Below are 14,141 nucleotides of genomic sequence, written 5' to 3'. Positions count from 1 at the left end.
GGGTGTCGGCGGGCGGGGGTCCCGGCGGCGCCCGCCGCCCCCCCGCCCCCGCCCCCCCCCCCCCCCCCCCCCCCCCCCCCCCCCCCCCCCCCCCCCCCCGAGGCCGCGGTCCTCAGCCCACGACCGAGGTGATGGCCTCCCCGAGGGCACCGGCCTCGTCGGGGGTCATCTCGACCACGAGACGGCCACCCCCTTCCAGCGGCATGCGCAGGACGATGCCGCGCCCCTCCTTGGTGACCTCCAGCGGACCGTCCCCGGTCCTCGGCTTCATGGCCGCCATCGGCGTGCGTCCTCTCTCGTGGTCCTCGTGCGCCCGCCGGTCGCGACCGGGTGCCGCGGCCGGCGTGTGTGGGTCCATCATCCCCCATGGGCACCCCCCGTCGTGCGCCCGGGCACGCCGGGCGATCACGCGGCGACCGCCGGGCGGGCGCCCGCGCGGGGCGCGGCGGGTGCGCGCAGGGGTCACGGCGGCCAGTCGGCCGGCGGGGAGAAGCGCCACAGCCACGCGGTCCACACCACCTGCAGCGCCAGCGAGCCCACCACCCACGCCCCCAGCGCGCCGCGCCGGCGCGGGTGCAGCCCGACCAGGCCGGCGAGCGGGAAGAGCAGGACCAGGTAGCGGAAGAGGCTGGTGAAGGGGTCCAGCACGAGCAGCAGGTAGCCGACGTACGCCAGGCACCAGGTGCGCAGCTCCGCGCCGAGGACGGCGGTGCGCGGGCCGAGCAGCCAGGCGGCGTAGGCGACGACGGCCGCCACCAGCAGCACCGGGCCGGCGACCGCGCCCAGCACGTGCTGCGAGACGCCCCACCACGGCTGCAGCCAGACGACCTCACCGCCGCTGCGCCAGGCGCCCATCGTGGCGGTGTAGGCGTCGCGGCGGCCGGTGAGCAGCCAGGCGGTGACCGGCCACAGCAGGCCGGCGGCGCCGGAGGCGCCCAGCAGCACCGCGCAGCGCAGCGCCTCGCGCGCGCCCAGCGCGGCCCCGCGGCGCCGGCCGGCCAGGGCGCGCAGCAGCAGGTGCACGGCGACCACCACCGACAGCGGCACGGCCACCGGCCGGGTGTACCCCAGCGCCAGGGCGACGGCCGCGGCCGGCAGGTAGCGCTGCCGCTGCAGCAGCAGCAGGAAGGCCACGAGCAGCGCCAGGGCGGGGCCCTCGGTGTACGGCACCTGCAGCACCGGCGAGGGCGGGCACACGCACAGCAGCACCGCCGCGCTCCACGCGCCGCGGCGCGCGGCGGCCTCGGGCAGGCGCCGGCGCAGCGCCCGGTGCAGCAGGGCGTGCACGCCCACGGCGGCCGCGGCGCCGCTGACCAGGGAGACCAGCGCCCCGGCCCAGCCGAAGGACAGGCCGGTGGCCGTCAGCGCCCGCGCCAGCAGGGGCGCCAGCGGGTAGAAGGCCAGCTCGGACTGCTGCGGGGAGCCGTCGGGGCCCAGCGGCACCGCGTCGGGGTAGCCGTCCTCGGCGATGCTGCGGTACCAGGTGGCGTCCCACAGCACGAGCACGTCGGAGTAGCCCGCCCCCTGCGGCGTCCAGGCGCTGGGCTCCTGGAAGCGGGCGACCTCGACGAGCACGGCGGCGGAGAACAGCCGCGCGAGCGCGTAGACGGCCAGCACCCGCGCGGCGGCCGGCAGGCGCAGCCAGCGCAGCAGCAGCCGCTCGCGCAGCCGCAGCGGCGCCGGGGCGGGGCGGGTGCGCGCCGGCGGGCGGGGGGCGCTCACGCGCCGCTCCCCGCGCCGGGCCCCTCCACGTCGGCGCGGGCCGCGCGCAGGACCGCCTCGAAGGCCAGCCGGCCCAGCAGCGCCGGCAGCGGGCCGCCCAGGCGGGCCAGCAGCGCCAGCGCCGGCGGGCGCAGCAGGATCCGCTCGCGCCAGCTCACCGCGGTGCGCCCGGGCCCGTCGGCGGCGACCACGATGTCGACGGCGCCGCCGAGCAGGGTGCCGACCTTGCGCACGCGCACCAGCCCGTCGCGGCCCGGCGCGGGGGGCGTGCGCGAGACCACGACCATCTCGTCGTCCAGGACGAGCGGGCCGAGGCGGCTGACGCCGGCGAAGCGCTCCCCGGCCGCGCCCTCGGGCCCGCCGCGGCGCTGCACGACGGTGGCCGGCACCCAGGCGCTCTGCCGGGGCCAGTCGGTGAGCACCTCGAAGACCCGGGCGGGCTCGGCGGCGAAGGTGCCGCGGGCCGTGAAGACGACCTCGCCGCGGCGCCCGGCGCCCGCCACGCTCAGTCCTCCGCCGTGCGCCACGCGGCCAGCTCCTCGTCGCGCTCGCGGATCTCCTCGCGCAGCCGGTCCAGGACGGCGTCGACCTCGTCCATGCGGTAGCCGCGCAGCGCGGTCGAGAAGCGCACCCCGTCGACGTCGCCGGCCAGCACCGGCCCCTCGGGCAGGCCGCGGTGCGGGCGGGTGGAGGTCGCCGGGCCCAGCGCGCCGGAGACGCGGCCGGTGGCCACGGCGCCCACGGCGCCCACGGCCAGCAGCACCAGCGCCAGCAGCACGACCGTCACGGCCGCGCCCCCGGCGCCCCCGGCGCCCGCCCCGGTGCGCCGCCGTCGTCGGGGAAGTCGGCGAAGCTGCCCACGATCTCGGAGCTGGGCAGCGTGACGCGGTCGCGCGGGGCGGACTCCAGGTGGTCCAGCGCGTCGGCGGGGTCGTCGGTCCAGTGCACGACCTCGAAGACGAGGGGGCGGGCGAAGCGGCGCTCGACGAGACCCTCCAGCCAGGTGCGCAGCCCCGCGTAGTGCCCGTCGAGGTCGAGCACGGCCATCGGCTTGGTGTGCAGGCCGATGGTGCGCGCCACCCAGATCTCGAAGAGCTCCTCCAGGGTGCCCAGGCCCCCGGGCAGCACGATGAAGGCGTCGGCGCGCGCGTCCATCTCCGCCTTGCGCCGGCGCATGTCCTCGGTGACGACGAGCTCGCCCAGGCCCTGCGGCGGCAGCTCCAGCTCCATGAGCGCCTTGGGCATCACGCCGGTGGTGCGCGCGCCGGCGGCGCGGGCGGCGGCCTCGGCCGCGCCCATCACGGAGGTGCCGCCGCCGCCGTAGACGAGGTCGTGGCCGCGCTCGCCGATCAGCCGACCCACCTGGGCGGCCAGCTCGACGTGCCGGGCGTCGATGCCGCCGGAGGCGCTGCCGTACAGGCAGATGGTGCTCACGCCGCCACCCCGCCCCCGCCGAGCAGCCAGCCGCGCAGGACGTCCAGGCACCGCTGCAGCTCCTCGACGCGGCAGCGCTCGTCGTCGGCGTGGGCGGTGGCGTTGTCGCCGGGGCCGTAGTTGACCGCGGGCACGCCCAGGGCGGAGAAGCGCGCCACGTCGGTCCAGCCGAACTTCGGCAGCGGCGCGGTGCCGGTGCGGCGCACGAACTCCGCGGCGGCGGGCAGGTGCAGGCCGGGGCGGGCGCCCTCGGCGGCGTCGGTGACGCGCACGTCGAAGCCCTCGAAGACCTCCCGCACGTGCGCCTCGGCCTGCGCGGCGGAGAACGCCGGGGCGAAGCGGTGGTTGACGGTCACGGTGCAGCGGTCGGGGATGACGTTGCCGGCGATGCCGCCGGCGATGCCCACCGCGTTCAGGCCCTCGCGGAAGACCAGGCCCTCCACCTCCACCTCGCGCGGCTCGTAGGCGGCCAGGCGGGCCAGCACGGGGGCGGCGGCGTGGATGGCGTTGCTGCCGCGCCAGGCGCGCGCGGAGTGCGCCGCCTTCCCGGTGGTGGTGACCTCCGCGCGCAGGGTGCCGTTGCACCCGCCCTCGACCACGGCCGAGGAGGGCTCCAGCAGCACGGCGAAGTCGGCCGCGAGCGCCTGCGGGACCCGCCGGGCCAGGCGGCCCAGGCCGTTGCGGGCGGCCTCGACCTCCTCGTTGTCGTAGAAGACGAAGGTCGCGTCGCGCGCGGGGGGCCGGCCGGCGGCCACCGCGGCGGCGGTCTCGCGGGCCAGCACGAGCTGCACCGCCACCCCGCCCTTCATGTCGCAGGTGCCGCGGCCGACGAGCACGTCGCCGTCCGCGGGGTGCTGCTCGCGGCGCACCGGCAGGTTCGGCGGGTCGGTCAGCGGCACGGTGTCCAGGTGCCCGGCCAGCAGGACGCGCTCGGCGCGCCCGAGCCTCGTGCGGGCCACGACGGCGTCGCCGTCGCGCAGGACCTCCAGGGCGCCGCCGGGGCCGGCCCAGGAGCGCAGCGCGGCCTCGACCGCGTCGGCCAGGGCGCGCTCGCCGCCGCTGACGGACTCGGTGTCGCACACGCGGCGGGTCAGCTCGACGACGTCGAGCGCGGGGTCGGTCAGGTCGTGCTGCGCGGGGGCGCCGGGGCTCGTGGCGGCGGGAGCGGTGGTCACGCGCAGAACCCTAGGGCGTGGCCCGGGCTCGCGCGGGGGTCCTCCCGGCGCCCCGCCGGTAGGGTCGCGGGCGTGAGCGAGCAGACCAGCACCCCCGCCAGCACGTCCGGCAGCACCGGCAGCAGCGCCGCCTCCCGGCGCGCGTGGGGGCACGGCCTGGCCACCGTCGCCGAGGACGGCACGGTGCTGGACGTCTGGTACCCGTTCCCCGCGCTGGGCGCGGCCACCTCCGGCGAGGCGAGCTCCTACGGGGTGCCGGCGGAGCTGGCCTCCCTGGAGGACTCCGACCCGCACCGCCGGGTGCGCCAGCGGGTGGTGACCACGCAGATCGACCTGGACGCCCCGCCGGCGGACGCGGCCGACGCGTACCTGCGCCTGCACCTGCTCTCGCACCGCCTGGTGGCCCCGCACGGCCTGGACGTCTCGGGCATCTTCGGCGTCCTGGCGAACGTGGTGTGGACCAACCACGGCCCGTGCGCGGTGGGCGACTTCGAGCGCACCCGCCTGGCGCTGCGCGCCAACGTCGGCCCGGTGACCGTCTACGGCATCGACAAGTTCCCCCGCATGACGGACTACGTCACCCCCTCCGGGGTGCGCGTCGCCGACGCGGACCGGGTGCGCCTGGGCGCGCACCTGGCGCCGGGCACCACCGTCATGCACGAGGGCTTCGTGAACTACAACGCCGGCACGCTGGGCACCTCGATGGTCGAGGGGCGCATCTCCGCCGGGGTCACCGTGGGCGACGGCTCGGACGTCGGCGGCGGCGCCTCGATCATGGGCACCCTCTCCGGCGGCGGCAAGGAGGTCGTCAGCATCGGGCGGCGCACGCTGCTGGGCGCGAACTCCGGCACCGGCATCTCGCTGGGCGACGACTGCGTCGTGGAGGCCGGCACCTACGTCACCGCCGGCACGAAGGTCTCCGTGCTGGACGAGGCCGGCGCGGTGCAGCGCACGGTCGCCGCGCGCACCCTCTCGGGCGCCTCGGGGCTGCTGTTCCGCCGCAACTCCGTCACGGGCGCCGTGGAGGCGCTGCCGCGGCGGGGCGTGAAGGTGGAGCTCAACGCCGCCCTGCACGCCAACTGAGGCGGTGCCCGTCAGCACGCCGCGCGGCGCCCGCACGTCCCGGGCGCCGCGGCTGCCCCGTTCCCGCGCCGCCGCCAACCGGCGCGCGCGGCGCCTGCGCCCGCTGGTGGCGGCCGCCTCGGCCCTGGTGGTGCTGACCGCCGGCGCCCTGTGGCTGGTGGGCGACGAGGACGCCCCCGTGGTGCGCCAGCGCTGCACGGCCACGGTCGACGGGCAGAGCACGTCGTTGTCGCCGGAGCAGGCGGGCCACGCCGCCACGGTGGTGGGGATCGCGGTGCGCCGCGAGCTGCCGGCGCGCGCGGCCACCATCGGGATCGCCACCGTCGTGCAGGAGTCGGGGCTGCGCAACCTCGACCACGGCGACCGCGACTCCCTGGGGCTGTTCCAGCAGCGCCCCTCGCAGGGGTGGGGCACCGAGCAGCAGGTGCAGGACCCGGTGTTCGCCACCAACGCGTTCTACGACGCGCTCGTGCAGGTCGAGGGGTACCGGGACCTGCCGGTGACCGACGCCGCGCAGCGGGTGCAGCGCAGCGGCTTCCCGCTGGCCTACGGCGACCACGAGCCGGAGGCGCGCCTGATCGCCTCGGCGCTGACGGGGTACACCCCGGCCGGGTTCACCTGCCGGCTGCGCCGGGCGGAGCCGGACGCGCAGGTGGGCACCGACGAGCAGGCGTCCTTGAAGGCGCAGCGGCTGCGCGACGCGGCGGCCGTGCAGGCGGTGCGGGTGGACGCGGCCGTGGTGCCCGGCACGGACGGCAAGGGCCTGCAGTGGTCGCTGCAGGGCGAGGAGGCGCCCCGGCTGGCGTGGGCGGCGGCGGCGTGGGCGGTGGCCTCGGCCGCCGGGTACGACGTCGTGGAGGTGGAGGTGGCCGGCCACCGCTGGGAGCGCGAGGCCCCCGGGCGCGGCTGGGTCGGCGCCGACACCGGCGTGCCCGAGGGCGACGTGCGGGTGCGGGTGTCCTGAGCGGGGCCGCCCCCGCACGCACCGCGCCCCCGTCCGCGGCGTGCGGGCGGGGGCGCGGCGGGGCGGCGGGGCGCGTCAGCGGGCGGAGAGGTCCGCGTAGTCGCGGGCGCCCTCGCCGACGTACACCTGGCGCGGGCGGCCGATCTTGGTGGCCGGGTCGTTGATCATCTCGCGCCACTGCGCGATCCAGCCGGGCAGGCGGCCCAGCGCGAACAGCACCGTGAACATCTTCGTCGGGAAGCCCATCGCCTTGTAGATGAGCCCGGTGTAGAAGTCCACGTTGGGGTAGAGCTTGCGCTCGATGAAGTAGTCGTCGGACAGGGCGATCTCCTCCAGGCGCATCGCGATGTCCAGCAGCTCGTCGCGCTTGCCGAGCTGGGAGAGCACCTGGTCGGCGGTCTTCTTCACGATGGCCGCGCGCGGGTCGTAGTTCTTGTACACCCGGTGGCCGAAGCCCATCAGGCGCACGCCCTTCTCCTTGTTCTTCACCCGCGCCATGAAGGTGTCGACGTCGTCGTCGGAGCTGCGGATGGACTCCAGCATGTCCAGCACGGCGGAGTTCGCACCGCCGTGCAGCGGCCCGGACAGCGCGTGGATGCCGGCGGAGACGGAGGCGAAGAGGTTCGCCTGGCCGGAGCCGACGAGGCGCACGGTGGAGGTGGAGCAGTTCTGCTCGTGGTCGGCGTGCAGGATCAGCAGCTGGTCCAGCGCCTTGACCATCACCGGGTCCAGCTCGTAGTCCTCGGCGGGGTTGCCGAAGGACAGGCGGGTGAAGTTCTCCACCAGGCCCAGGCGGTTGTCCGGGTACAGCAGCGGCTGCCCCAGGCTCTTGCGGTGCGCGTACGCCGCGATGGTCGGCAGCTTGGCCATGAGGCGGATGGTGGACAGCTCGACCTGCTCGACGTCGAACGGGTTCAGGCTGTTGGGGTAGAAGGTCGACAGCGCGCTGACGGCGCTGGAGAGCACCGGCATCGGGTGCGCGTCGCGCGGGAAGCCGTCGAAGAACCGCTTGAGGTCCTCGTGCAGCAGGGTGTGGCGCTGGATGCGCTCGGTGAAGGCGGTCAGCTGCTCGGCGGTGGGCAGCTCGCCGTAGATGAGCAGGTAGCTGGTCTCGATGAACGAGGAGCTCTCGGCGAGCTGCTCGATCGGGTAGCCGCGGTAGCGCAGCACGCCCGCGTCGCCGTCGATGTAGGTGATCGCCGAGGTGCAGGAGGCGGTGTTGGTGAAGCCGGCGTCCAGGGTGACCAGCCCGGTCTCCTTGAGCAGGCTGGAGATGCCGAAGCCGGGGGCACCCTCGGTGGCCTGCGTGACCGGGAGGTCGAGGTCGCCACCTGCGTGCTTCAGCGTCACGGAGTCCACCATGCGGCTGACCGTACCCGCACGGCGGTGCGGCGCCCAACACGGGGCGGGCCACCGGGCGGGAGGACTTGGTCACACGCTGTCCACGTCTCCCGACGCGGGTGCGCACACCTCCCCCACCGTCCACCCGGTGGCCACCGCCGCGTCAGCCGCCGGTCGCGCCCAGGTCGGCCAGGCGCTGCGGGACCTGCCCGACGCGCTCGTCGGGCGCGGTCAGCGCCACCCGCACGTGCCGCGCGCCGAGCGGCCCGTAGAAGTCGCCGGGGGCGACGAGCACGCCGCGGCGGGCCAGCAGGTCCACCGTGGTGCGCGCGTCCTCGCCGCGGGTGCTCCACAGGTACAGCCCCGCGCCGGAGGCGTCCACGCGGAAGCCGGCGCCCTCCAGCGCCGTGCGCAGCACCTCGCGGCGGGCGCGGTAGCGCTCGCGCTGGGCGTCGACGTGGGCGTCGTCGGACAGGGCCGCGGCCAGGGCGGCCTGCACCGGCCACGGCACGATCATCCCGGCGTGCTTGCGCACCTCCAGCAGCTCGCGCACCAGGGCGGGGTCGCCGGCGGCGAAGGCCGCGCGGTAGCCGGCCAGGTTGGACTGCTTGGAGGTGGAGTACACCGCCAGCAGCCCGGTGCTGTCGCCGCCGGTGACGCGCGGGTCCAGCACGGAGGGCACCAGGCCGCCGCGGGAGGCGTCGTGGGCGGGGTCCCAGCCCAGCTCGGCGTAGCACTCGTCGCTGGCCACGACCGCGCCGTGCTCGCGGGCCCAGGCCACCAGGCGGGCCAGCTCCGCGGCCTCCAGGACGGCCCCGGTGGGGTTGGACGGGGAGTTCAGCCACAGCAGGCGCACCTCGTGGCCGGCGCGGCGGGCCTCCTCCAGCGCCTCCACGCCGCCGGCGAGGTCGACGGGCACCGGGGTCGCCCCGGCCAGGCGGGCGCCCACGTCGTACGTGGGGTAGGCCACCGCCGGGTGGGCCACGGCGTCGCCCGGCCCCAGGCCCAGCAGGAACGGCAGCCAGGCCACCAGCTCCTTGGAGCCCACGGTGGGCAGGACGCCGTCGGGGTCCACGCCGGGCGCGCCGCGCCGGCGGGCGAACCAGGCCGCCACCGCCTCGCGCAGCGCGGGGGTGCCCCACGTCTGCGGGTAGCCGGGGGCGTCCGCGGCGGCCCGCAGCGCGTCGGCCACGACCGCGGGGGTCGGGTCGACGGGGGTGCCCACGGACAGGTCCACGAGGCCGCCGGGGTGGCTCGCGGCCAGCGCCTTGGCGCCGGCCAGCGAGTCCCACGGGAAGTCCGGCAGCGCCGCGCCGCGCGCGCGGCGGGCGGCCGGCGGGGCGCTCAGCGGCCCTCGCCCTGCGGGGGCAGCGCGCTGACCACCGCGTGGTCGGCCTCGATCAGGCCCGTCTTGGCCGCACCGCCGGGCGAGCCGACGGTGTCGAAGAACTCCACGTTGGCCGCGGTGAACGCCGACCACTGCTCGGGCACGTCGTCCTCGTAGTAGATGGCCTCCACCGGGCACACCGGCTCGCAGGCCCCGCAGTCCACGCACTCGTCGGGGTGGATGTACAGCGAGCGCTTGCCCTCGTAGATGCAGTCGACGGGGCACTCCTCGATGCACGCCTTGTCCTTGACGTCCACGCAGGGCTGGGCGATGACGTAGGTCACTGGTGTCCTCCTCCTCCGGCGCAGCGGGCCGCCGGACGCGTCCTCCTAGTATCGCGGACGCCGGCGGCGCGCGCCGTCGGGGACGGGCGGACGGGGGCGGTGGGGTCGGTGGGCGCTGCGGAGGACGCGGCGGCGGGCGCCGCGCAGAGGGCCGCGGAGGGCGCTGCGGGGGGCTCGGGCGTGGCGCACGTGCTGCGCGAGCACGAGCTGGTGGTCGGGGCGCGCGTGGTGGTGCGCCACCGCCTGGCCGACGGCTCCGCCAGCGACGCCCTGGGCGAGCTGACCGCCGCCGACGGGGAGCTGCTGGTGGTGGCCACGCGGCGCGGGCCGGTGCGGGTGCGGCGCGCGGACGTGCTGGCCGGCAAGGCCGTGCCCCCTCCCCCGCGCCGGCGCGGCGCGCCGCACGAGGCCGTGGGCGTGGAGGAGCTGGAGCTGGTGGCCGCCGAGCACTGGCGCCCCGACGAGCGCGAGGACCTCGGCGGCTGGCGGCTGCGGGCGGCCGGCGGGTTCACCGGCCGGGCGAACTCGGCGCTGGCGGTCGCCTCCCCCGGGGTGCCGCTGCCGCAGGCGCTGGCCGCGGTGGAGGCGTTCTACGCCCGGCGCGGCCTGCCGGCGCGGGTGGCCGTGCCGCACGCGGCCGGCGCCGACCCGCAGGGGGTGCCGGTGGCGCGCGAGCTGGCCAGGCGCGGCTGGGCGGTGCTCACCCCGACGCTGGTGCTGACCGCCGCCGTGCGCGCGCTGGCCGGGGCCGGCGCGGTGCCGCTGCCGCCGGGGTGCTCGGTGCTCCGCGCCGCGGAGCCGGACGAGGGGTGGCTGGAGGGGTGGCTGGAGGGCTGGCGCGACCCCGGCGGGGCCGCGCTGCCGGCGGCGGCGCGGCGGGTGCTGCTCTCCGCCGACGCGCAGGTGTTCGTGCGGGTGCTGGACGGCGGCGCCACCGTCGCGGTCGCGCGCGGGTCGGCCAGCCCGGGGTGGGTGGGGGTCTCGGCCGTGCGGGTCGCCCCCTCGCACCGCCGGCGCGGCCTGGCCCGCCGGCTGCTGGCGGAGGTGGCCGACTGGGGCCGCGCGCGCGGGGCGACCTCGGCGCACCTGCAGGTGGCCGAGGCGAGCGGCGGCGCGCGCGCCCTGTACGAGGGCGCCGGGTTCGGCGTGCACCACGCCTACCACTACCGGGTGCGCCCGGCGCCGTGACGGGCGGCGGGCGGTCCGCGCCCCCTCCCCCCGGAGGTGCGCGGACCGCGCCGCCCGCGCTCCCCGCCCTGCCGCGCTCCCCTCCGGGCGCGGCAGCGCGGGTCAGCCCCGGGTCGAGCCCGGGGACGTGCGGTGCACCGCGCCGTCGCGCAGGTCGACCACGCGCGGCGCGGCCGTGCCCGAGGCGGTGCCCGCGGCCGCGCCCGCGCCGGTGGCCGGGGCGGTGCGGCCGGCGGCGTCGTGGGCGGCCTGCGCGGCCTGCAGCACGTCGGTGATCTCGTGGCCGATCAGCTCGTGGCGCTCCAGCAGCGCGTCGCGCAGCGCGGCGACGAGGTGGCGGTGGCGGCCCAGCAGCTCGCGCACGGCCTCCTTGCGCTCGGAGAGCAGGTTCTCCACCATCCGGCGGCCCTCGGCGTCGCCCAGGACGCGCGAGACGAGGTTGCCGTCGGCCAGCGCGCCGTTCTGCACGGCGGTGAAGGAGATGAGGGTGCCGGCCATGCCGGCCGCGCCGACCATCTGCGCGGCCGTGGTGGTCGCCGCCTGCAGGTCGCCGGCCGGGCCGGTGGACACGTCGCCGAGGAAGAGCTCCTCGGCGACCTGCCCGCCGAAGGCGATCTCGATGAGGCCGGACAGCTCGGCGCGCGAGCGGGTGTAGACGTCCTCGGCGTCGCCGTGGGCGAGCAGGCCCAGGGCGGAGGCGCGCTTGACGATGGTGAGGACCTCCAGGCGCCGCTGCGGCGCCACGAGCCAGGCGACGGCGGCGTGGCCGGCCTCGTGGGTGGCGATGAGCCGCTCCTCGTGGGCGGTGTAGGCCACGGGCTGGCCCAGGCCGACCTCGGTGACCAGGCGGGCGTGCTCGACGTCCGCCCAGGACATGCCGTCCGCGTCGCGGCGCACGGCGTTGACGAGGGCCTCGTCCAGCAGGCTCTCGATCATCACCGGGCTGTAGCCGGTGGTGATGCCGGCGAGGGCGTCGCGGCGCTCGGGGTCGTCCAGCTGCGGCTCGTGCGCCTTGCGGGCCAGGAAGTGGTCGACCAGCTCGCGCCGGCCGGCCTTGTCGGGCAGGCCGAAGGCCAGGCGGCGGTCGAAGCGGCCCGGGCGCAGCAGGGCCGGGTCCAGGGCGTCGGCGCGGTTGGTCGCGGCGATGACGAGGACCTCGACGGGCTCGCTGCGCGGGCGGGACAGGCGCCGGTGCGCGGGCAGGAAGCGGTTGACGGCGTCGACCGCCCAGCCGTGCAGCCGCTCGCCGGCGGTGGGCTCGTCGAAGGACTGCATCTGCACGAGCAGCTCGTTGACCACGCCGCTGGAGCCCTCGGAGCTGGCCAGGCGCTCCACGCGCACGGCGGGCGCGGCGGCGCCGGCCGCGTCCAGGACCAGCCCGGTCAGGCCGCCGCAGCCGAGCAGGCCGGTGGCCGGGGCGGCGGGGGCGAGCGGGGCGGCGAGGGCGGTGGCGGCGGCCACGCCGCCGCGGGCGCCGGCGATGGCGTCGATCTCCTCGATGAAGCCGATGGCCCCGCCCTCGGCGCGGGCGGCGCGGCGCAGCGCACGGAAGTAGGAGCGGACCTTGCGGGCGGTGGCGCCGTACCACATGGACTGGAAGGAGGTGGCGGAGACGAAGAGGAACGGCACCCCCGCCTCGCGGGCCATCGCCTTGGCCATGTGGGTCTTGCCGGTGCCCGGGCCGCCCTCGAAGAGCAGGCCGCGGCGCGGGCGCCCGCCCATGTCGCGGCGGAAGCTGCGCGCGGACAGGAACAGGTCCAGGCTGCGCTCGACGTCCTCCTTGACGGGGGCCAGGCCCTTGACGTCGTCGAGGGTGACGTCGATCTGCTCGGGGCGGTAGACGACGTGCGGGGAGCGCCCGGAGAGCAGGGTCTGCCCGAGCAGGACCGCGATGAGGGCGGCGAAGAAGAGCCCGGACATCAGGTACAGCGGGTCCACGGCGGGCGGGGACGGCAGCAGCGGGCGGCCGGTGGCCAGGCGCGCGGCACCGGCGGCCGCCGCGACCAGCGCCAGGGCGGCCAGCGCGGCGGTGCGGCGCCGGCGGCGGCGCTCGCGCAGCCGGCCGACGTCCCCGGCGTCGCGGCCGGTGCGGCCGGTGCGGCGGGCGGTGCCCGCGGGCGTCCCGGTCCCGGTGCGCGGTGCCCCCTGCTGCTCGGCCACGGCCGCTCCTCCCCTCCGGCCCGGGAGGTGCGCCCGGGACCCTGGGTCCACCCAACCCCCGCACCGGGCGGGCGGGCACCCGCGGTGACCGGTTCGGGGGACCGGGTTCACCCGACCGGCGCAACGGAGCGTGACCGCGCCACCACCGGGCCGCCGGCGGGCGGGCCGCGGTGGTGGCGCGGTCCCCCGGGGTCGGTTCCCCGGGAGTGGCCCCTCAGGAGGTGGCGATGCCGGCGAACAGGTCGGTCTCGCGCCCGTCGGCGTCGAAGGGCCCGGCCGCCACGCCGTGCACGAGGCGGAAGTGCTCGCGGGTGCTCAGCGCCTGCGGCACCCCGTTGGACAGCCGCATCGCGGGCACCTCGGCGTCCAGGTCCAGCTCCACCTGGGTGGCGTGGGCGCGCAGCGCGGCGATCTTCGCGGGCACCTGCTCGGTGCCGTCGACGACGGTGGTGACCTGCTCGTCGGGCACGGCGACGCTGGGCAGCGGGCCGTCGGGGTCGGCGGCGCCGGCCGCGCCGGTGCCCGCCAGGCGGCGCAGCGCGGCGCGCACCTCGCTCAGCGGCTGCACGACCTCGTAGACCTTCGCCACCTGCCACGGCACCACGTCGCCCTCGCGCCCCTCGCGGCCCTGACCGGCCGCGAGCACCAGGGCGCGCGCGGTGGCCTCGGCCACGCGCACGTGGTCGGGGTGGCCGTAGCCGCCGCCGGGCTCGTAGGTGACCACGACCTGCGGGCGCACCTCGCGCACCACCTCGGCGATGCGCTCGGCGACCTCCTCGGGGTCGGCGGCGGTCAGCGCGCGCGGGTCGACGTCGTCGCCCGCGGCGGCGCGCCCCGGCTCCAGCCAGACCATGCCGGAGTCGCGGTACCCGCTGCCGTCGGGGCGGGTGAGGAAGCGGTGGTCCTCCACGCCCAGGGCCTCCATCGCGGTGGCGAGCTCGCCGGTGCGGTGCTCGCCGAGCTCGTCGGGCGTCAGGTGCGCCAGCCCGGGCGGGATGACCTCGCCCAGCTCCCCGCGGGTGGCGGTCAGCAGCACGACCTGCGCGCCGGCGTCGGCGTAGCGGGCCATGGTCAGGGCGGTGCCGATGCTCTCGTCGTCGGGGTGGGCGTGCACGAGCAGCAGCCGGTGCGGCTGGTCGAGGCTGTCCATCGACGCCAGCTCGGCGGGGTCCAGCTCGCTCGCGGCGTCGTCGACGAGGTCGGCGGCGATCTCCAGGGGGTCGCGGCCCGCGGTGGCGGCCCCGGCGGCGCCCTCGGGGGTGCCGTCGGGGTCCGCGGGGGGTTCGGGGATCGTCGTCATGCCCCAACCCTGTGCCGTGGCGGTGCCCGGTGCAAGGCACGTGATCGCGCCGGGGACCCGCCGGGACGCCGCGGGGCGGGCGACCCGGCGCCCGGGACGCCCG

The 14,141-nt window shown here is 77.9% G+C and carries 14 protein-coding genes; 3 read left to right on the top strand and 11 right to left on the bottom strand.

Annotation, left to right across the window (positions count from 1 at the left end; all coding sequences use genetic code 11):
- Nucleotides 1-112: 112 nt before the first annotated feature.
- From ACRYR7_RS19355 to dapE, 6 genes are all read right to left on the bottom strand, one after another.
- Entirely contained in the window at nt 113-280 is a 168-nt protein-coding gene (locus ACRYR7_RS19355) for a DUF3117 domain-containing protein (RefSeq protein ID WP_166611043.1), read from the bottom strand.
- A gap of 182 nt (nt 281-462) precedes the next feature.
- Nucleotides 463-1,722, bottom strand: a complete 1,260-nt coding sequence (locus ACRYR7_RS19350) for a hypothetical protein (RefSeq protein WP_432573747.1) — start codon at nt 1,720-1,722, stop codon at nt 463-465.
- Nucleotides 1,719-2,249, bottom strand: coding sequence for an SRPBCC family protein (locus ACRYR7_RS19345; RefSeq protein WP_432573746.1), 531 nt, complete (start codon nt 2,247-2,249; stop codon nt 1,719-1,721). The genes ACRYR7_RS19350 and ACRYR7_RS19345 overlap by 4 nt, the downstream gene beginning before the upstream one ends.
- Nucleotides 2,228-2,509, bottom strand: coding sequence for a DivIVA domain-containing protein (locus ACRYR7_RS19340; protein WP_432573745.1), 282 nt, complete (start codon nt 2,507-2,509; stop codon nt 2,228-2,230). The genes ACRYR7_RS19345 and ACRYR7_RS19340 overlap by 22 nt, the downstream gene beginning before the upstream one ends.
- A complete protein-coding gene (locus ACRYR7_RS19335; RefSeq protein ID WP_432573744.1) occupies nt 2,506-3,156 on the bottom strand; it encodes an LOG family protein in 651 nt (216 codons plus the stop codon). The genes ACRYR7_RS19340 and ACRYR7_RS19335 overlap by 4 nt, the downstream gene beginning before the upstream one ends.
- On the bottom strand, nt 3,153-4,331 hold the full coding sequence (gene dapE, locus ACRYR7_RS19330) for a succinyl-diaminopimelate desuccinylase (RefSeq protein WP_432573743.1): 1,179 nt from the start codon (nt 4,329-4,331) through the stop codon (nt 3,153-3,155). The genes ACRYR7_RS19335 and dapE overlap by 4 nt, the downstream gene beginning before the upstream one ends.
- A gap of 72 nt (nt 4,332-4,403) precedes the next feature.
- On the opposite strand from dapE, the gene dapD reads away from it, so the two are divergent.
- Together dapD and ACRYR7_RS19320 are read left to right on the top strand one after the other, a co-directional pair.
- The gene (gene dapD, locus ACRYR7_RS19325; RefSeq protein ID WP_432573742.1) at nt 4,404-5,414 is read left to right on the top strand and encodes a 2,3,4,5-tetrahydropyridine-2,6-dicarboxylate N-succinyltransferase; all 1,011 of its coding nucleotides are present in this window, start codon (nt 4,404-4,406) and stop codon (nt 5,412-5,414) included.
- Nucleotides 5,415-5,418: 4 nt separating this feature from the next.
- Nucleotides 5,419-6,378 carry a hypothetical protein gene (locus tag ACRYR7_RS19320; RefSeq protein ID WP_432573741.1) on the top strand — a complete coding sequence of 320 codons (960 nt, stop codon included), beginning with the start codon at nt 5,419-5,421 and terminating at the stop codon, nt 6,376-6,378.
- Between the two features lie 75 nt (nt 6,379-6,453).
- Here the strand turns inward: ACRYR7_RS19320 and ACRYR7_RS19315 are convergent, their stop codons facing one another.
- The 3 genes from ACRYR7_RS19315 to fdxA form a co-directional block, all read right to left on the bottom strand.
- Complete coding sequence (locus tag ACRYR7_RS19315; protein ID WP_432573740.1) at nt 6,454-7,740, bottom strand: citrate synthase; 1,287 nt, start codon at nt 7,738-7,740, stop codon at nt 6,454-6,456.
- A gap of 142 nt (nt 7,741-7,882) precedes the next feature.
- Entirely contained in the window at nt 7,883-9,067 is a 1,185-nt protein-coding gene (gene dapC / locus ACRYR7_RS19310) for a succinyldiaminopimelate transaminase (RefSeq protein WP_432573749.1), read from the bottom strand.
- On the bottom strand, nt 9,064-9,390 hold the full coding sequence (fdxA, locus tag ACRYR7_RS19305; protein ID WP_432573298.1) for a ferredoxin: 327 nt from the start codon (nt 9,388-9,390) through the stop codon (nt 9,064-9,066). Before fdxA ends, dapC begins: the two co-directional genes overlap by 4 nt.
- 108 nt (nt 9,391-9,498) lie before the next feature.
- Here fdxA and ACRYR7_RS19300 point away from each other — a divergent pair, with 108 nt between their 5' ends.
- Nucleotides 9,499-10,578: a GNAT family N-acetyltransferase gene (locus ACRYR7_RS19300; protein ID WP_432573739.1), complete on the top strand. Its 1,080-nt coding sequence runs from the start codon at nt 9,499-9,501 to the stop codon at nt 10,576-10,578.
- Nucleotides 10,579-10,680: 102 nt separating this feature from the next.
- On the opposite strand, the gene ACRYR7_RS19295 is transcribed toward ACRYR7_RS19300, so the two are convergent.
- Both ACRYR7_RS19295 and mshB read right to left on the bottom strand, forming a co-directional pair.
- Nucleotides 10,681-12,738 (bottom strand): AAA family ATPase, encoded by a 2,058-nt coding sequence (locus ACRYR7_RS19295; RefSeq protein ID WP_432573738.1) that lies wholly within the window; start codon nt 12,736-12,738, stop codon nt 10,681-10,683.
- Between the two features lie 214 nt (nt 12,739-12,952).
- The gene (mshB, locus tag ACRYR7_RS19290; protein WP_432573748.1) at nt 12,953-13,888 is read right to left on the bottom strand and encodes an N-acetyl-1-D-myo-inositol-2-amino-2-deoxy-alpha-D-glucopyranoside deacetylase; all 936 of its coding nucleotides are present in this window, start codon (nt 13,886-13,888) and stop codon (nt 12,953-12,955) included.
- Nucleotides 13,889-14,141: the final 253 nt, after the last annotated feature.

Origin of the sequence: Kineococcus gurbantunggutensis, from assembly GCF_050871925.1 — a bacterium.
Classification (GTDB): domain Bacteria; phylum Actinomycetota; class Actinomycetes; order Actinomycetales; family Kineococcaceae; genus Kineococcus.
Note: the sequence above shows the minus strand (reverse complement) of the source record. Positions and strands in the feature narration are given on the sequence as shown.